Annotated in this window: 19 protein-coding genes; 14 read left to right on the top strand and 5 right to left on the bottom strand. The window is 42.4% G+C overall.

Annotated elements, in window-relative coordinates; all coding sequences use genetic code 11:
• The first annotated feature begins 8 nt into the window (after window positions 1-8).
• From fliR to EHQ64_RS09290, 14 genes are all read left to right on the top strand, one after another.
• Window positions 9-788: a flagellar biosynthetic protein FliR gene (gene fliR / locus EHQ64_RS09355; protein ID WP_135649223.1), complete on the top strand. Its 780-nt coding sequence runs from the start codon at window positions 9-11 to the stop codon at window positions 786-788.
• Entirely contained in the window at window positions 788-1993 is a 1206-nt protein-coding gene (locus EHQ64_RS09350) for an EscU/YscU/HrcU family type III secretion system export apparatus switch protein (RefSeq protein WP_425460408.1), read from the top strand. Before fliR ends, EHQ64_RS09350 begins: the two co-directional genes overlap by 1 nt.
• 15 nt (window positions 1994-2008) lie before the next feature.
• A complete protein-coding gene (locus EHQ64_RS09345; RefSeq protein ID WP_135649221.1) occupies window positions 2009-4129 on the top strand; it encodes a flagellar biosynthesis protein FlhA in 2121 nt (706 codons plus the stop codon).
• 39 nt (window positions 4130-4168) lie between these two features.
• Window positions 4169-5440 (top strand): flagellar biosynthesis GTPase FlhF, encoded by a 1272-nt coding sequence (gene flhF / locus EHQ64_RS09340; RefSeq protein WP_135649220.1) that lies wholly within the window; start codon window positions 4169-4171, stop codon window positions 5438-5440.
• Between the two features lie 38 nt (window positions 5441-5478).
• The gene (locus EHQ64_RS09335) at window positions 5479-6384 is read left to right on the top strand and encodes a MinD/ParA family protein (RefSeq protein WP_135649219.1); all 906 of its coding nucleotides are present in this window, start codon (window positions 5479-5481) and stop codon (window positions 6382-6384) included.
• Window positions 6381-6866 (top strand): hypothetical protein, encoded by a 486-nt coding sequence (locus EHQ64_RS09330; protein ID WP_135649218.1) that lies wholly within the window; start codon window positions 6381-6383, stop codon window positions 6864-6866. The genes EHQ64_RS09335 and EHQ64_RS09330 overlap by 4 nt, the downstream gene beginning before the upstream one ends.
• A gap of 216 nt (window positions 6867-7082) precedes the next feature.
• Window positions 7083-7883 (top strand): RNA polymerase sigma factor WhiG, encoded by an 801-nt coding sequence (whiG, locus tag EHQ64_RS09325; protein WP_135649217.1) that lies wholly within the window; start codon window positions 7083-7085, stop codon window positions 7881-7883.
• Between the two features lie 122 nt (window positions 7884-8005).
• Complete coding sequence (locus tag EHQ64_RS09320) at window positions 8006-9988, top strand: FapA family protein (RefSeq protein ID WP_135649216.1); 1983 nt, start codon at window positions 8006-8008, stop codon at window positions 9986-9988.
• Window positions 9989-9993: 5 nt separating this feature from the next.
• Window positions 9994-10359 carry a hypothetical protein gene (locus EHQ64_RS09315; RefSeq protein WP_135649215.1) on the top strand — a complete coding sequence of 122 codons (366 nt, stop codon included), beginning with the start codon at window positions 9994-9996 and terminating at the stop codon, window positions 10357-10359.
• A 61-nt stretch (window positions 10360-10420) separates the two neighbouring features.
• Window positions 10421-11617 carry a hypothetical protein gene (locus EHQ64_RS09310; RefSeq protein WP_135649214.1) on the top strand — a complete coding sequence of 399 codons (1197 nt, stop codon included), beginning with the start codon at window positions 10421-10423 and terminating at the stop codon, window positions 11615-11617.
• Entirely contained in the window at window positions 11617-11898 is a 282-nt protein-coding gene (locus tag EHQ64_RS09305) for a DUF370 domain-containing protein (RefSeq protein ID WP_008597280.1), read from the top strand. The genes EHQ64_RS09310 and EHQ64_RS09305 overlap by 1 nt, the downstream gene beginning before the upstream one ends.
• A gap of 11 nt (window positions 11899-11909) precedes the next feature.
• Entirely contained in the window at window positions 11910-12446 is a 537-nt protein-coding gene (gene gmk, locus EHQ64_RS09300) for a guanylate kinase (RefSeq protein ID WP_281275527.1), read from the top strand.
• A gap of 80 nt (window positions 12447-12526) precedes the next feature.
• A complete protein-coding gene (locus tag EHQ64_RS09295) occupies window positions 12527-13540 on the top strand; it encodes a hypothetical protein (protein ID WP_135649212.1) in 1014 nt (337 codons plus the stop codon).
• A 59-nt stretch (window positions 13541-13599) separates the two neighbouring features.
• On the top strand, window positions 13600-14643 hold the full coding sequence (locus tag EHQ64_RS09290) for a DUF3089 domain-containing protein (RefSeq protein ID WP_135649211.1): 1044 nt from the start codon (window positions 13600-13602) through the stop codon (window positions 14641-14643).
• A gap of 135 nt (window positions 14644-14778) precedes the next feature.
• Here EHQ64_RS09290 and EHQ64_RS09285 read toward each other — a convergent pair whose 3' ends face one another.
• The 5 genes from EHQ64_RS09285 to fliH form a co-directional block, all read right to left on the bottom strand.
• Window positions 14779-15174, bottom strand: a complete 396-nt coding sequence (locus EHQ64_RS09285) for a TOBE domain-containing protein (RefSeq protein WP_135649210.1) — start codon at window positions 15172-15174, stop codon at window positions 14779-14781.
• A 14-nt stretch (window positions 15175-15188) separates the two neighbouring features.
• Complete coding sequence (locus EHQ64_RS09280; RefSeq protein WP_135649209.1) at window positions 15189-15830, bottom strand: periplasmic-type flagellar collar protein FlbB; 642 nt, start codon at window positions 15828-15830, stop codon at window positions 15189-15191.
• A gap of 156 nt (window positions 15831-15986) precedes the next feature.
• Window positions 15987-16559, bottom strand: coding sequence for a flagellar export protein FliJ (locus EHQ64_RS09275; protein WP_135649208.1), 573 nt, complete (start codon window positions 16557-16559; stop codon window positions 15987-15989).
• Between the two features lie 3 nt (window positions 16560-16562).
• Window positions 16563-17927 carry a FliI/YscN family ATPase gene (locus EHQ64_RS09270; RefSeq protein ID WP_135649207.1) on the bottom strand — a complete coding sequence of 455 codons (1365 nt, stop codon included), beginning with the start codon at window positions 17925-17927 and terminating at the stop codon, window positions 16563-16565.
• 200 nt (window positions 17928-18127) lie between these two features.
• Window positions 18128-19051 (bottom strand): flagellar assembly protein FliH, encoded by a 924-nt coding sequence (gene fliH / locus EHQ64_RS09265; protein WP_135649206.1) that lies wholly within the window; start codon window positions 19049-19051, stop codon window positions 18128-18130.

The following is a 19051-nucleotide window of genomic DNA, read 5'->3' as shown; positions in this document are numbered from 1 at the left end:
AGTAAGAAATGGAACTCTTTGTAGGAAATTTTCAGGTTTTTCTTTTGATCCTCGCAAGGATCGTGGGGCTTCTCTCCGTAGCTCCTGTGTTTTCCTACGCCGCCATTTCTTTTCCTCAAAGAATGACTTTAGGTTTTTTGATCGCTACAATCCTTTTTCCAGTAAGTGCGGCTTTTGTCCCTCCAATCCCAGGGAACATGACTGACTACGGACTCGTGACAATCGCAGAAGTTTTGATCGGGATCCTAATGGGATTTATGGTAAGCTTAGTATTCTCTTCGTTCCAGATGGCTGGAGAATTTTTTAACGTACAACTCGGTTTCGGTTACGCTGAAATTTTGGACCCGATCTCTCAGACAAGTCTTCCTGTAATCAGTACTCTTAAGAATATGTTAGGTATGCTTCTATTTCTTTCTTTAGGAGCGTACCGTTTTCTATTCGAAAGTCTTGTGTATTCCTTCGAAAAAGTTCAGGTATTGAAATTGGTTCCCGAGATCCAAGACGGCTTATATAAGGCAATGGAAGAAGCGATCGGTGCGATGTTCTTAGTCGCATTCAAGATCTCTCTTCCGATCTTGGGAGTTCTATTTCTTGTTACCGTTTCAGAAGCGCTGATGGGAAAGGCAGCTCCTCAGTTGAATATACTACAGCTTAGCTTTCCGATCAAGATCGCGATCGGTCTTGTAGTGATGATTTTGATCGTTCCATTTTTGATCACTCAGATGGATGGGGCCTTCCAACTTTCTTTCGAAAAAATGAATCTTATGCTGAAAGGATGGCCGAACTGATGATCATCCTTTTGGATAAACTGTTGGAATTCCTACAAAGTGAATTCCGTTTTAAGAACGAGCCTGAGTTCCAACAGGTTAAGGCAGTTTCAAATTCTGCAGTTCCATTCCGGATCGATCTGCAATTATTCGCAGCGGAAGACGAGGGACGTACTCAACCCGCCAGCGAAAGAAGAAGAAGAGAAGAACGAGAAAAAGGAAATGTTCCGAAAAGCCCGGAAGTTGCCTCTGCGATCGTTCTTCTTTCGGGTATTGTTCTTTTATATCTCATGGGAGAATATTTTTTCATGAGATCCTATTATCTTTTGCGAAAATATTTCTTCGGGATTCGTTCTGCGAATGTGGTGAGTTCGGAAACTGTCACAGAACTTTTGAACAATGCACTTTGGGATATAACAGGTCTTCTTCTTCCATTGATGGGGATTACTGTAGTTGCAGCGATCGTAGGGAATGTAGTCCAAACAGGATTTTTATTCGCGCCTAGAGCTCTTGCTTTCAATTTCGGAAGGATCCGCCCGAACTTCAAAAAGATCCTACCGAATCGCCAGACATTATTCAGTTTAGGAAAGTCTCTCGTAAAAGTCGCGGCAATCGCTTGGGTTTCTTATTTCGTGATTGAGAAGGATTTTTTCAAGATCCTGATGCTTGGGAATATGGGATTAGAAGAATCCCTTGCTCTTGTTACTTATACTGCATTTAAAATTTTCGTAGTGGTCGGAATACTCTTACTCGCGATCAGTGTGGGAGATTATTTCTTCCAAAGATACGAATACGAAGAAGCACTAAAAATGACTCCTTCCGAATCCAAAAGAGAAATGAAGGAACAGGACGGGGATCCTTCTCTCCAGGCCAGAAGAAGGCAGATGGCGAGAGACCAGATCAAAAAAAGCAAGATGCTCGCCGAAGTTCCTAAAGCGGATGTGGTCATTACAAATCCGACCCATTTTGCCGTGGCTTTGGAATATAAACCTACAAAACATAGAGCCCCTGTCGTGATCGCTAAAGGTGTAGATGATTTCGCGCTACGTATCATCCGAGTCGCCAAAGCGAATAATATCGTAACTGTAGAAGATCGTCCTATGGCTAGGACCTTATACGATGAGGTAGAGATTGGACAGGAAGTTCCTGCGAAATTCTATACCGCACTCAGTGTGATCTTCACGAAACTCGAATCTTTCCGGAGGGCATTCCGAAACGCTTCTTAAGCCTAGGAGAATATTATGGATAAGAAATGGTATACACAGTCCGACTTCATCCTGGGCGCAGGAGCAGTTGCAATCGTTGGAATGCTCGTCGTTCCTTTGCCTGGATTCATTCTGGACATTCTGATCTTATTCAGTTTGGCTTTGAGTTTACTCATCGTTCTTACTTCCTTATCCATTAAGGAGCCTTCTGAGTTTTCGATTTTCCCGAGCTTACTTTTGATCACTACAATCTATAGATTGGCTTTGAACGTATCTACGACTAGACAGATTTTATCCAAAGGACCTGCGGTCAACAGTGCGATCATAGACGCTTTCGGTTCCTTTATCGTAGGAAGTGAATCCGGCTTAAGTAAGTATGTAGTCGGATTTATCATCTTCTTAATTTTAGTGATCGTTCAGGTTCTCGTGATCACTAAAGGTGCGACCCGTATCTCGGAAGTTGCAGCAAGATTCACTTTGGACGCATTGCCTGGAAAACAGATGGCAATCGATATGGAACTTTCCACAGGAAATATCAACGAGGCGGAAGCTCGAAAAAGAAGAAAGAAGATAGAAGCGGAAGTGGATTTTTACGGTTCCATGGATGGAGCGAGTAAATTCGTACAAGGGGACGTGAGAGCCGGACTCATCATCACCGCAATCAACCTCATCGGTGGAGTCATCATCGGAGCAAGTATCCGAGGAGAATCTTTTATCTCCGCCATCGAAACTTACGGAAAATTCACCATCGGTGACGGACTCGTTTCTCAGATCCCAGCTCTTCTAACAACAGTTGCAACTGGTATCATTGTTACTCGTTCTGGATCCGAAAGTGATCTCGCAAAACAGTTCAAAACACAATTATTCGCAAACTCTAAAGTACTTTATGTAGTCGCTGCCTCAATGGGACTCGGCGCATTCATTCCTGGGCTTCCATTCTTCCCGATGTTACTTCTTTCTGGAGGACTTGCTTACTTAGCGTATTCTCTCGAAAAAACAGTACAGGAACAATTGGAAGTATTGGAGAAGAAGGAAAAAGAATCCGTTGGAGACCGCAAACCTAGAGATTATTACGACGAACTTAGGATCGAACCGATCGAGATCGAATTCGGATATCATCTGGTTCCATTGGTGGATGCTGCTCAGGGTGGAACTCTTATGGATCAGATTTCCAACCTAAGGGGGAAATTTGCTCGAGAGAGTGGGATTGTCATTCCTCCGATCCGTATATTAGATAATTTGGAAATACCTCCGGATCAATTTACGATCAAAATCAACGGAGTAGAAGTCGGTTCCAGCACAATTCGGCCGGAAAAACTCATGGCGATGCCTTCTGCGGAAAGCCAAGATCTTTCTTCTATAGAAGGAGAAGCTTTCGTGGAGCCTGCTTATGGAAGGACTGCGAAATGGATCTCCGCTGATTCAAAGGGAGATGCTGAGTCCAAAGGGTTTATCGTCGTAGATTCTTCTACAGTCATCATCACTTATTTAAGAGAATTACTTGCGACCCATGCCTCCAGTTTACTTGGAAGAGAAGAGGTCAAAAAACTTTTGGATCATTACAGATCTCAATATCCAACTCTTATTCAAGAATTGGAAGCGGACAAACCAGGGAATTTGGGAATGCTCCAGCAAGTACTTCAAAATCTTCTGCGAGAAGGTTTGGGGATCCGCAATCTGGTTCCGATCTTGGAAACAGTTGCAAACAAGATGGGCAAGTATCCGAACCCTTATGTTCTTACGGAATTCGTAAGGCAGGCAATTTCAAATACGATCGTAAAAGATTATATGGTGGATGGAAAACTCCAGGTCATCGTGGTAGAGGGAAGGGTTCTCGACAGATTGAACAAATCTCTCGCCCAAGACCGTTTGGAAGGAAGAGATATTTTGGTGCTCCCTCCTGATTTCCAAAGAAGACTTTTAGAATCCGTAGCGGAGATGAATAGAAAAGTCCAGGAAGGAAGAGGGTTCCCGATCTATGTGGTCAATAGGGAAGTGAGAATGCCATTCGCATATTTCTTAGCGAAGGAATTCCCACCGAGAAACTTCGCGGTCCTTGCATTAGAAGAAGTGCATTCTTCCGTTCCTACGGTAATCGCAGGAGAACTCAGGATCGCTCAAGCACAGGCCGCAGAACCCGCGGAAGCGCTTTCATAAAACGTAATATTAGCATAAGTGGAAAAATAGGAGGATCAGATGGATTTCGCAAAGATTAGAGGCAAGGACTTACAAGATTGCCTAATGCAGATGAAGATGAAATACGGACCGGAAGCCCATGTGATCGAACATAGGATCCTAACCGAAGGCGGTGTTTTCGGAACAGGTCTTATGGCTCGTAAGATCGTGGAGATCCAAGTAGGAATTCCTGAAAAAGCGAGTTCTCGTGAGAAGGTGGAGAAAAAACTCCAAGACCTAAAAGAACTATTAAAGCAAAAATCCAACCAAGCTCCTGAGAAAAGAAGAAGTCTAGAAGAACTTCCAAGCTGGGAAGAAAGATCTTCTCGTCCTAGGGTTTCTTCACTCCCGAAAGAACTTATCGAAACATCCGCAGAAAATTCGGATAATGATGAGATTGGTCTTTCCTTCTCCAAAGAATTCGAGCCTAGAATTTCCCGCCCAGTCAGACAGGAGCAAGACTCCAATATCCTTAAAATGAGGGATAAGCTTGTCAAAGAAGGAATGAGCGAGGCATACGCGGAAGAAATTATTTCCCAAGTGGAGCAAAGACTTTCTCCTTTGGATCGTTCTAGAACTGCAGCGGTTCAGGAGAAAATCGTAGAGGTTCTTTCGGAAAGAGTTCAAGTAGAGCCTGACGTTTTCAAGGGAACCAGAAGAGGACAGAGGAAAGTGATCTTCTTTGTGGGACCTACAGGTAGCGGAAAGACTACAAGTATCGCAAAACTAGCCGCTAAGTATCATCTTCATATGGGAAAATCGGTCTCTCTGTACACTACAGACAATTATAGGATCGCTGCGATCGAGCAATTGAAACGCTACGCGGATACCATGGAAATGCCTTTTTATGCCGTAAAGGACCTGAAACGTTTCCAAGAGACTTTGGCAAGAGATGGTTCCGAGTTAATTCTAATAGATACTGCGGGTTATAGTCATCGCAACGTGGATCAGTTGAGTAAAATGTACGGATATCTTTCCGCTTTTGGAGAAAGGGACAACGTTGAAAATATCCTTGTATTATCAGCGACTTCTTCGTATCATCACACCCACTCCGTAATGAAGGCCTACGAACCCCTTGGATTCCGTAGAATTTTATTAACTAAACTGGACGAAGCGGAATTTTTGGGTGGATTTCTGGAACTAGCCGATACACTTAATAAGGGTTTTACCCATTTGAGTGTTGGTCAAGAAGTTCCCTTCGATATGATCCCTGCGGAAAAACACCAACTCGCTGAATGCGCAGTAAGTCCGGAAAAAATCGTCGAGATCAGAGGAGAGGTTTTCTCCGCTTAAGGTCTTTCGACGCTTAAGTCCCAGAGAAAGAGGTTAGGATGGACCAAGCCACTCAGTTGCGGAAACTTACCGAGGGTAATACCAGTTTGAAGCTAGTGTCTTCAACCAAACCTATGACAAAAATTATTGCGATCGCTTCCGGAAAAGGCGGGGTCGGTAAAAGTACCATATCCGTAAACCTTGCTATCTCCATGGCGAAGGCTGGCCAAAAGGTTCTAGTATTCGACGGAGACCTTGGGCTTGCAAACGTAAACGTCATTCTCGGGATCATACCGAAATACAATTTATACCATGTAGTCAAGGGACATAAAAGTCTAAAGGACATCATCATCCAAGCTCCTGAAGGAGTGGATATCATTGCAGGTGCTAGCGGTTATTCTCAACTAGCAAACCTAAACGATACTCAAAGAAATAATTTGATCAAGGGATTCGCAGATCTGGATTCTTATGATTATATGATCATTGATACAGGTGCGGGAATTAGCTCTAACGTGATCGGGCTTACACTTCCTGCGGATGATGTGATCGTAGTTACTACACCTGAGCCTACTGCAATCACTGATTCTTACGGACTCATCAAAGCGATCGTTTCCCAAAGCAGGGACAAAAATCTGAAGATGGTAGTGAACCGTGTGCGTTCTGCTATCGAAGGAAAAAAAGTCGCGGACCGTGTGATCGACATCTCCGGACAGTTCTTAGAAGTAAGAGTAGAAAATTTAGGATTTATCTTCCAAGACGACGAGGTGGAAAAAAGTATCCGGGAGCAAAAACCGTATATCATCCACTCTCCAAAGAGTAAGGCTTCCGCATGTTTGAACCGGATCACTTACTCACTTCTCAACCAAGAAATGGATAACTCTGACGATTCCGGGATCACCGGCTTCTTCAAAAAATTCTTCAATTTCGTAGACGTTCGAGAAAAACAAATGAGCGAGGAAGAGTGAACCTACAAATCGGTTTTCTCGCTCTTTTTTCCTTTTTAGGACTAATCATAAGTACAGTTTGCGGGATCATGGTCGGGAATTACCTCGGCCATATCATCTTCATTACTTTTTTGTCTACGGTCGGGATGGCAGGTTTCGGATTCGGGGTATATACCGTTTTGGAAATGAAGGTCCCTGAATTTTTAGAACTACTACGCAATTTTACCGGGGGATATTCCGGCGGGGACGAAGACGGACTTGAAGGGGGAGGTAGTTCTTCCTACGGATCTCATTCCGATATGGACAGTTCTTCTCCAGGTTACGATTCTCCAAGCAGCCCTGATGAAATGAGAGCGGCAGCGAGTGGAATTCCTCGCAGAAAAGCAGATAAATTCGGGGATCATATCATCGTGGAAAATATCGCGATCAAAAACGAACCGAAACTCATGGCGGAAGCGATCCGAACCATGCTCGCAAAAGACGATGGCAACGCGGAGAAGTAGGAAAGTTTTTTCGGACGGATTTCCCGATTTTACTAAATATTTTCCTAAAATACCCGCTTGTTGGAACTCCAACGGAGACAATTTAAGTCGATTTCCGGTCTAGAAACCAATGAGACAAAAAACTGCTTGATTTCCCTTTTTTGAGACAAAAAATGCTATTGCAAATCGGTTTGGTCCACGACACTCTTAAGCAGAGGACCAGCCAATTCCGTAGTTATGTCCAAACTTTTTGATAAATACAATAATACGGATGAAACCGAACTTTGGAAGTCCTATCGGGACTCGAAAGATCAAAATATTCGCAGTTATCTTGTAGAAAAATATTCTCCTCTAGTCAAACACGTGGCTGGTCGTATTGCGATCGGTATGCCTCAAAACGTAGAGTTCGACGATCTAGTTTCTTACGGAGTTTTCGGACTCTTAGACGCGATCGAAAAATTCGATCCGGAAAGACAGATCAAGTTTAAGACCTACGCGATGACTCGTATTCGCGGTTCCATCTTCGACGAGCTTCGTTCCATCGACTGGATCCCTCGTTCTATTCGCCAAAAAGCGAAACAGTTAGAGCAGATCATCGGGATGCTCGAGAACAAAGAGGGCGCTCATGTAGAAGACGAGGCCATCGCCAAAGAAATGGGGATCAGCGTCGAAGAGTTCAACAGTCTTCTTACTAAGATCAGCGGAACATCTCTCGTTTCTTTGAATGATATCTGGTTCCTCGGAGATGAGAATGATGAAGTTTCTTTCATGGAAACTTTAGAGTCTCCGATGAACATGAATCCGGATACGATCATCGAAAAAGAAGAGATCAAAAACGTGATCGTGGAAGCGATCAAAACTCTTCCGGACAAAGAGAAAAAAGTAATCGTTCTTTATTATTACGAGGATCTAACTCTAAAAGAGATCGGAGAAGTTTTGGAAGTAACAGAATCCAGGATTTCCCAATTACATACTAGAGCAGTCGCAAGGCTTAGAAGCAAACTCGGAAAAGTAAAGTCGGTTATTAGTAAAAAATAATATACTAAATGTGCAGGGGAATGCCTTCCCCTGGCCTGAGCCAAGGTCTCAGGCCACCCCATCTCCGGGGAATCCGATTTTCCAAACCCCCGGACCCGACTGTCAGAGGAGGAGTTACGTCTTTGAGTCTTACATCCTTTCTTAAAGACCAATCTAAAGAACTAGACAAGCTTGAGAACGAGCAGGTCGAAGTCATAGCTCCTACATTAGAAAAATGTCTTCAGATGGCTGCGGCCCACTTGAAGAGAAAATCACACGAACTGGATTATATAGTACTCAAACGAGGAAAGAAAAAACTATTCGGATCGGAGCCTTGGCATATCCGAGCCTCCGTTCTACCGGAAGATACATTCCTAGACGAACTTTCGGAGCTGGATAAAAAGTTAACCGGAGGTTCCGGTAAACTAGTCTCTAAAGATCTGAAGGAATTCCTACAACCTAAGGATAGAGACGGAAGAGCTCTTGTTCAAATTTTACGTAACGGTGTATATCTAACTGTATTCCCTCCCTCTGGAGAAGGAAAGGCAATCGATATGGCGGAAGTTTCCAGAAGACTTTCCGTTCGAGGAGTTGCTCAGGTAGAAGATAATCAAATCCGTAAAGTCGTAAAAGATACCAAAGGGGAACCTGTTTATATTTCCAATATGAAACCTCGCCAAGGCGCCGAGGGAAAAATGATGTTGGATATTTCTCCGGATAAGATGAGAGCCAAAATTACTTTCGTTCCTCCTAAACCGGGCGGAAGAGATCTGGAAGTCAAAGACGTAGTCAATTATCTCAAAAACGCAGGGATCAAATACGGAGTAAAAGAAGAAGAGATCCAGAAAAAACTGGAAGATGAATTCTTCAACCAACCTTTCACGGCTGCGGAAGGCGACCAACCTCTTAACGGTAAAAACGCAACCATCATCTATCATGTTCGTATCCAAAAGAAAGTAGTCTTTAGAGAGGACGAATCGGGCAAAGTGGACTATAAGGACATGGACCTGATCGAGAACGTAGTAGTAGGTCAGCTTCTCGCGGAAAAAATTCCTGCGGAAAGAGGGAAATACGGACGCACATTATTCAACGAACTTCTACCTGCAAAAGACGGATTGGACACCGAACTCAAACAAGGAAAAGGAACGATCCTTTCAGAAGACAGGACCAAACTTACTGCGGAAGTAAACGGCCAGGTAGTTTATGCGAGTGGAAGACTCTCTGTCGAAACAGTTTACAGAGTGAACGGAGATGTTGGAATTAAAACAGGGAATGTTACCTTCCTTGGTTCAGTAATCATCACTGGAAACGTAGAAGATAATTATTCAGTAAAAGCAGCAGGCAATATCGAGATCTACGGCACGGTCCAAAAGGCAAACGTAGAAGCGGACGGAGACATCATCATTCGCCAAGGGGTTTCCGGAAGGGACGAGGCTAGAATTGAATCCACTGGCGGGAACGTAATCGCTAAGTTTATCCAGAACGCAACTGTAGTCACTGAAAAGGACGTGGTTGTCCAAGAAGGAATTCTACACTGTTTTGTAAGTGCCGGTGGTAAGGTAATCTCCAACGGAAAACGAGGACAGATTGTAGGAGGAACGATCCGAGCATCGGATACGATCGCAGCAAAAGTGATTGGATCTTCTGCAAACCCTGCCACCGAACTGATTGTAGGAACGGATCCGAAAGTCCTAAAACAAATTTCCGAGTATGAGGAAAAACTCGCGGAGAACCAAGATAAGTTCGAGCAAGTTTCCAAAAGTTTAAAAACTCTCAAGGCCAGAAAGGAAAACGACCCTGCATCCTTCACAAAGGATCATGAGCAGCAGCTTTCCAAGACCAGCAAGGCTGTCGAAAAATTGGAAGTTCGGGTCCGAGAATACGAGAACGAGATCCAGAACTTAAAGGCTTATATAGAAGAAAGGGCCGCAAACGGCAAGATCAGCGTAGAAAAGACCCTATTTGGTGGGGTTACGATCAAGATCAAAAGTGCAGACTTCAAGACCCGCAATGAGATCAAACATAAGACCTTTGTGGAAGAGAATGGGGTCATTCGCCAATTGCCTTACCAAGATCCCGAGCCGGATAAAAAAGACTGGAGAAAAAACAGATCTAGAGGAAAATAAAGGATATGAGGCTAAACGAACCTCTATCCGGATACGGCGCTACGAACGATCTAGTCCGAAGGGCTATGGTGGAGAACCCCCATACTCTCTCGAACGTAATTGCTCAAAACGAAAAGGCGGTCCGAGAGTATTCAGTAGATAAAAAGTATGCGGTGCAGATGTACACCGAGACTTTTTCCTTATCTCCCGAATACAGAGAGAGATTACGTAACTCATACACCCAAAGGATCGGAGAAATAGAAAAAGAAATCCGTTCTTTTAAAGGGCCAAAACCCGAGGGTGGAAAGGAGAGGATATTCTCCTACGATAAGAGCGGAAGAAAAACGGAGATCAGAACTCCTACTCGCTCGACAGTGGATTATATAGCTTAAGTAAAAACCTGGCGGACTCCCGAGGAATGTTGTTGGAACTCCTCGAACCGGGGTTGGAGCTATGGAACTTTTTACAGTCCTATTCTTAAATATGATCATAGCCGCAGGCTTGTACGTCGGAATTTCCGCACAAGTCACGAAAAGGATACGTTCTCATATGATCCGACGGATCAACGAAGAGATCCGTAGTCTTGTGGACGAGGTCCAAACAGAAACGGAAAGTCAGATCGAACTTCTAAATTCTAAGATCCAAGCATATAAGATCCTAGTACAGCGTTCAGATTCTCTGGAGGAAAAATATAAAAGTATCCTCCAAAAATTGGAATCTCTTCCTGATCGTATCTTCGCCGGAGAAACCAAAAAAGTTGAAAAACAAGAAATCGTCTCCGAACCGATCTTAGAATTTGAAACGGTCGAAGACGAAGACGAAATGATCCAGCCGATTTCGAAAGAGATCCAAATCTCGGACGAGGAAAAATTCAAAAACGAATATCTAACTTTAATCCGTGAAAAACAAAAAGAATTAAAGACTGGCCCTACCGATTCTTTGGAGAATAGAAGACAGGAACTTGCAGCAAAAGCGGGAGAAGGTGTAGGAAGATTATATAAACAGAATCTGACCGAATCCAATATTCGAGAAACTCCTAAACCTTTTTTGGATCCAGATAAGAAGAATATTAAAAAAGAAAATTTAGAACCTACTGAAACAGAATCGGGAACACTTGGTATCCTAAAAAACTTCGGCAAAAAGATCAAAGACGTAATGGGCTGGAAAGATGCCGAAGAATTAATGGGAGAAATTTCTCCTACTAGGACTCCTCAACCGATGTACAATCCTAGTTCTACCTTTGATATTTCTTTGGATGGGGATCCTTTCCAAGAAAATAGAATCCAATTTTCGGAAGATATCAGTGGAGGATCCTTAAAAGCGGGTGCCGAATATTCTCCTGAATTGGATTTGAAAAAAACGAGTTCTAATCCGAAAAAGACGGACAATAAAATTCCATTGGAAGAAAACTTCGGAAAGATCCTAGAAAAAAAGATGAGCGGTTACGCTCCTCAAAAACAGGATTCCGTAAAAATTTCCTCCGAAACCGCGCTAAAAGACCTGGGAGAAGGTGCGAGTAAAATTGAGAAGGTAGTTTTCCTCTTGAAAAAAGGATATTCTCATGAAGAAATCTCAGAAGCCTTGGATCTTGCCACTGGTGAAGTGGATATAATCGAAAGATTTAGGTTGGAGAGAAATAGGAGGACCTAATGTCCCAATTTAGCGTCTTGAATGTTGGTTTTGGAAACATAGTGATGGTCTCCAAGATCGTGGGTATCATTCATTCAGATTCCGCTTCCGCAAAAAGGATCCGGAACGAAGCCAAAAGTAATAACAGTTTGGTCGACGCAACCCAAGGTAAAAAGACAAGGTCCATTATCATTACAGACTCCAATCATCTGATCTTATCCAATCTTCGCGTAGAGGCACTCACTCGTAGAATAGAGAGTAGGGACAATTCAATCGCAGAAGAAGAGGAAGAAAAGGACTGAATACTCCCAAGCTGATCGTTCTTTCTTCCGTTGCAGGCGGGGGCAAATCTACATTAATCCAAATGATCCGAGCCAAACATCCAGATTTGGCTTTTTCAGTCTCTTGTACTACAAGGGCTCCTCGTCCAGGAGACAAAGAAGGGGTAACGTATTTTTTCCTTAGCAAAGAAGAGTTCGAATCCGGAATAGAAAACGGAGAATTTCTGGAATGGGCGAAGGTCCATGATAACTATTATGGAACTCCTGCAAAATTTGTAAGCCAATGTATTTCCTCCGGTAGATCAGTGATCATGGATCTGGATGTCCAGGGAGCGGCTCAAGTAAAACAAAAACTTGGCAAAGAAGCGATCACCATTTTTATTTTACCTCCCAACGAAGAAGAATGGGAAAGAAGGCTTAGAGGTCGAGGCACAGATTCCGAAGAAAGTATTCTAAAAAGGATACGTAACGGGAAGGAAGAACTCGCTCGCAAGGATGAATTCGATCATTTAATCATTAATGATACATTGGACAATGCCTTAAACGAACTGGAAAAAATCCTTTTTTAATAACGTCTTTTTAGCTTAATCTTAAGGATCTCAAATTTACTATTGCAGAAAATTTAGACTCCCATATTTTTTTAGAACTCATGAACACGGAAGAACAAAGAATTTCTAAGTTAGCAAAATTCGCGATTATAGGATTTATTATCGTTCAATTGTTATTGGCATTATTCCAAACTTTTATCGCCCCGAACGATCCTGATAGAAAGTCCGGACTATATAAATATCAATCGGGCAGTTTTTTTAAGAATTCGAATCCTGATGGTAATCCTTTTCCGGAATCGGAAAATACCGCTTCCATACTAGAGACTTCCTTGAAAACATTCGGGTATCTTTCTTTAGCTTTTTTCTCAGGGTATTATTCTTTCGGTTGGGTGGAATTGTTCACAATGGGGCTTTTTATCTTAGAACCTTTCTTAGGTAATTTTTCAATCCTTAGAAAAAAACCTCTACTTTCTTCTATTGAAAAATATCTTCCAACAGATAACCAGGCTAAGGGACTGATGTTATTGATCGGAGCTCTACCTATCCTAGTGTATTTCCTTCAGGCTAAGGTAGTGGCTAGTTATTCCACGGAAGAACCCGCTTTTCAAAGTTTGATTTCTTACTCGATAAGTTTTATTTTGATCCCAGTTAAAGCGATCTATTGGTGGGGATTTTTGACCGTGATCTGTCCTATGGATCTTTTCATAAGACAACCAAATATAAATATTCTAAAGTACCTTCCAATCTTCTTATTTCTGACCTGTGTATACTTTTTTTATTTGGAACATTTACTCGGAACGGTGCAATTATTGTTCGGTTTAGAATTTTTGAATTCTTTAGGAGAAGTTCGAGCATTTGCGGCCTATATAGGTGCCGTTCTTCCTACACTTCTTTTATTCTACCTTTTCTCAACGAATAAGGTTTTTGGCTCTTTGGACAAGTTCAGGCTTCAGGTATCTTCCTTGGTTACCTCGATTGTTTTAGGGTGTTTGTTTCCATTTTTATACTTCGTTGGATTTCTACAGAATCCGGATCTTGCTCAAACATTAACCTCTTTTGCGATTGTTGGAAGTTGGTTATTCTGGATCTATAGGTGGAGAAAAGCCACTGCATAAAATCGGAACTAAATCTTCTCTATAGGTTCTCACTATTAAATATTGTTTTGGATATTCAAATGAGAAATGGTGCGAAAGTTCTACCAAGAACTGCTTTTTTTATAGGAATTCTATTATTAGGTTCCAATTGTTTGTTTCTTTTGAACCCAAGGAATTCTTTTGCAGAAAGTAAAAACTTAAATTCTCCCAACTATTCCAATCTGGATGTTTGGTCGGCTCATCCTGAGAAAAAGGATACCGCGGACGAGATTCCCAAAGATTCCGGTCTAAGGGAAAATCAAGCGGATGCAAAAGTAGATACTTTCTATATCCATCCCACTACGCTATTACTTCGTCCTAAATATTGGAACGGGGATCTAAATGATCCTAGTTTAAATGAGAGAACGGATAAAAATGCGGTAAGGACCCAAGCTTCTGCGTTTAATGAAATTTCTAGAGTATATGCTCCCAGATATAGACAAGCTGCTTTGGTCGTTTTTACAAAGGAAACTCCGGAAGGTAATGAGGCTTTGGACCTAGCATTTCAGGATGTTAAAGCTGCATTCCTTCATTATATGAAACATTGGAATCAGGGTAGGCCGTACATTATCGCTTCTCATAGCCAAGGAACTCGTCACTCGGTCCGCCTTCTAAAGGAAGTAATCTCGACGAATCCGGAATATAAGAAAAATTTGATCATTTCTTATTCTGTCGGATTTCCATTTGCGCAAGAGGAAACAGGTCTGCCCGTTTGCAAAAATAAGACGGAAACAGGATGTGTTGTAGGTTGGAACTCCTACATCTGGGGAAATTCTCCAGGACGTTTATTGGAAAGGTATAGTAAGGATCCTGTTTGTGTGAATCCTTTAAGTTGGGATCAAAATGAAGAACATTCTCCCGCTTCTATGAATTTAGGAAGTGTGAATCGAAGTTTCGATAAGTTTGTTCCGAATGCGGCGGATGCAAAATGTAATAGTGGAGCTCTGTGGATCCATGATCCAAAAATCAAAATAATATCCTTAGGGAATGACGGGAGCTTGCATACAGGAGATTTTCATCTATTCTATGGAAACATTCGCCAAAACGCGAAGGAAAGAACTGAAGTTTTCTTAAAGGGAAGATAGGGTTCGCACGGAGCACATAGAGATCACTGAGTTTTAAAGAGGCGCAAAGATTTAATTCCACGCAGAGCCGCTAAGTCGCAGAGATTTTTTATTTTGAACAAGTTTCTCTGTGAACTTCGTGGTCTCTGTGCGAAGCTAGTTCGAGCAATAAGTTTGTTCTACTACGATGGAAGGCATATCTGTTCTTTTACCGTCCAGATCTAACTTTTTGTTTTTTAAGTAAAATCCGCAGACTTCTATATAAGATCCTACATAGACTCTATTCATGAGTCCGGAATCATCCGAATCCAATACAACAGGTTTTCCTGAAAAATGAACTACGAAGCGGACCGAATTCCCTTTGTATAAGACATGGGTAACTGTTCCGGCAACTCTTACAGTTTCTCCCACCGCTTTACTCGGATTATTTACCAGTTCTTCTCCGCTTACGTACTTTGGTTTGGGAGGAGTTGCCGCCTTTTTACTCTTTGAGTAAACTTCAACAGTAGATAAAACTATAATGAAAATCAGCGCAATTTTGATTCTATTCATAAGATCCGTTTTTCTTAAAGTTCTTCCGATTCCGAATTGGATTCAGGGGCCTTGATCACATCCGATCTGGACAACCATTTATTGGTTATATTCGCTCTTCTTTCCGCAGGAAATAATGTAAGAAGATAAGTAGTGATAGTCTGCCTTCCGTCTTGTTCTGCGTCCTTATCCATTTGAATGAATACGTCTATAATATCCTTATCCGGCCAGTTGGTTAACATTTGAACTGCGTTATCAGGAGGCATATTTGCAACCTTCTCCGCCATGACCTTTACGAGTTTTCCTCTGCTATTCTTCTCGGACTCTGAAGATTTTAGTTCGTTTTCCTTGGAAGTAAGACCTCTTTTGAGTTCTTCTATTTTTTCCAACTCTGCTTCTAAACGTTCTTTTTCTTTTTTAAGTTCGTCTTCTCTTTGAGAGATCTCGTCTCTGTCTTTTGCGAGTCTCTCCATCTCTTTACGAAATTCTAATTTTTCCAGTTCGGAAGGAGACTCAGAATCCGCGTTTACGAGCCCTGGCTCGGTTTTTAAGAAAGGGAATATTTCTGCAGCGTCAATGATCTGAAAATAATGGAATGCGAAAAATCCGATCATGACTAAAAACATGATCAGAAGAACTAGATAAACAGCTCTTGCTTTGTCGGTTAAACTTGCCACTTTTATACCCGGATATCTAGCCTAGAACCGGAAATCCTTTTTTCCAATTCTCCGGCCTTATTTTCCAAATGAGAAATTTTATCTTGGAGGTTAGACATACTTCCTATTATAGGATCGGAAGATTCTACGGTTTTACGCACTTCCAAAAAGGGGAGGTCACTTTTTATAACGCTCGTAAAGTTTTCTGAGCTCAGAAAGTCCCGCATCTTCTGTACCTGTGCGCTCGATGCCTCCCGTATCATAGGTAAATACTTTCGGATCCCGTTTAGATCTATCGCCCCCATATGCTTCCTCCCTTTGTTTTCTATAAAGATCTGTTAATAATCGCTCTTCTGCCTGGACTCTTTCCGCTTTTCTATAGGAATGCATATACTCCTTGAAGCGGGTTTCTTTTAGAAGTTCCAACACCTTCTTCTCTTTTCTTGCCTCTGAGACTTCTGTTCTTTTTTTTTCTACAGGTTCATCGAAGGAACGGATCTCATTTTCGAGCTCCGAATTTCGAGTGAGCAATTGTCTCATGTATGTTTGTAAGTATGAATACTCTCTTAAGTCGGTGCTTCCACTAAGTTCGGTGGAAGATAAGGATCTGATCCTTGTTTCGTTGGAATCTATTTCAGATTTTCGAAGATTGACTTCTGCAACTAGTTCCGAGAGTTCTTTTAGTTTTTGGTCTTCTTTGATCTTTTTTAATCTTAGGACCGGTTCGAGCCTGAATTGGAATCTTTTCATTTATTAGAATTCCTCTTCTTCTCTTTCTTCTTTTAAGATATCTCTTAAGCCACTGACTGTTTGTGGAAAAAGACTTCTTTCCATAAGCCTTTGTTTTAGATAAGAATCTATCTTATCCTTTTTGCGGATCGAAAGATCCACTTTCGGGTCTGAACCTCTTACATACGCGTTCAATAAGATCAATTCTTCCACAGAATTATAAGTGGAGATAAGTTCTCGGATCATACCTGCTCTCATGAACTGATCTTCTTCTACGATCGATTGCATGACCCTGGAGAGCGAAGCAGGAATATCGATCGCAGGATAATGGTTTCTCTCTGCAAGTTTACGGGAAAGAATGATATGCCCGTCTATATAACCTCGTACTGCGTCAGCGATCGGATCTTCCATTTCGTCCGTATCCGTTAATACAGTATAAAATCCTGTAATACTTCCTCCGGATTTGGAAGTACCGGAACGTTCTACAAGTTTTGCTAATTTAGTAAAAACGGATGAACTGAATCCTCGAGTGATCGGAGGCTCGTGGTTTGAGACAGAGATCTCTCTATTTGCATGTGCAAAACGAGTTAAGGAATCCATCATTAAGTTTACGTGAAGTCCTTGTTCTCTGAAATATTCTGCTACGGATGTCGCGAGTAGGGCGCAGTTGACCTGCTCCATTTTTGGAGAATCTGAGGTCGCTGCAAATACTACCGATTTTGCGAGACCTTCTTTTCCTAAGTCTCTTTCTAAGAATTCATTTACCTCTCTGCCTCGTTCTCCAACGAGCGCGATCACATTCACATCTGCATTTGTGAATCTTGCGATCATACCTAGTAAGCTGGATTTTCCTACTCCGGATCCGGAGAAGATCCCGACCCTTTGTCCTCTTCCTACAGTAAGAATACCGTCTATCGCTTTGACACCAGTTAATAGAACGTCTCGGATCACCGGGCGATCAAGAGGATTGATACTTTCTCCTTCCGGAGATTTTTCTTCCGAGGTAATGATGAGTCCTTTTTTATCGATAGGGCGTCCTACACCGTTGAGAACACGACCTAAGAGTTCTTTTCCGACAGGAACATTCAAACTTCTTCCGGAGGAGAATACGAATGCATCTGGGTATACTCCCTCTACAGGACCGAGAGGCATAAGTGTATATACATGGCTTTCGAAACCTACGATCTCACATTGTAGGTATCCTTCTGTTCCCGCTTTTTGGACTTCCATGATCTCTCCGATCTTGGAGTCTGGGGGGCCTTCTGAATAGATTACGTTTCCGGAAACTCGAACGACTCTACCGGATTTGCGGATGGTTTCCGTGCGGTCCAAGATCAGGAAATACTTGGAGATGACGTCTACCTTTTCGTGAAACTTCTTCTCTATCATGATCTTTTTGTTCTTAACCCAAGCATACAGTCCCCGAGATTTTGCCCGGAGTCAAGTGATAATGAGAATATAACTGAATTATGTCGCATTCTAACAAAGTAGAAAGACTGTCGAAGTGCCTACAAAGAAAACCCCCCTGACCCGACCGCCTCGGTTTCAGGCGGCCGGGTAGGAGACTAAGTTTGGACGTGAATGGTAGATTAGATCGGCTCCGCATTTCGGATCGCTTCTTCGATTTCTTTGAGCTGAGTGGAGATCCTTGCATCGATTGCACCAACATCTGTCTCGATGATGACTCCTCCTCTGTCGACTCTTGAGTCTTCGTAGATATTGACCTTGCGAAGAGACTCCATGAGTTTGATAAGTTCGTCTTTGTGGGCGGTGGTGATTTCCAAGTCTGCGAAGTTGACTCGGATATCCGCGCGGTCCCTGTCCTTGATACGTTTTAAGGCTTCTCTAATATTATTGAGTACGATTTCTTTACGTTCAATGATCTCGTCTTTTATGATCTTACGAGCAATGATCAGGATCATCTCAACCATCTGTTTTTCGGAAGCTTGAATAAGTTCCGCGCGGATATCGATCGCTTTACCAACGATTGTTCCTAAACGGTCAATGAGTCGTCTGACCTCACCTTGGCCTTTACGGAAACCAACTTCTCGTCCAGCCTCGAAACCTTTTAAGTAAGCCTCGTGTTCGATCTCAGCCGTTTTCATTTCGGCTTCTTTGATCATTCTTTCGGCTTCCATCTTGGCTCTTTCCAAGATTTGTTCCGCTTTTGCTTTTCCTGAATCTTCCTCGAGTTTGATTTTCTCCTTGGAGTCCTGGATCATTTGGAAGGCTTTTTTACGACCTTCTTCCTCGATTTCTTCCGACTTACGGCGGGAGTCCTCGAGCATTGTTTTGATATTTTCTTCCGTTTCTTCTTTATAACGGTTTAGCTCCGCCTCGATCTCTTCTATGGAAGGACCTTGGTATTGCTCTATAATATTTCCTTCTTGGTCGACTTCGAACTCTTCGGCGTCTTCATCCCTATGGAATTTTTTATATTTATCCGGGATCTGCAGTTCTACCTGATCCTGCATGTCGGCGATCTGAATAGGTTTGAAGACTAGTTTTGCCAT

The organism is Leptospira sarikeiensis (genome assembly GCF_004769615.1).
Taxonomy (GTDB): domain Bacteria; phylum Spirochaetota; class Leptospiria; order Leptospirales; family Leptospiraceae; genus Leptospira_B; species Leptospira_B sarikeiensis.
This window is presented reverse-complemented; position numbering and strand designations above follow the sequence as displayed.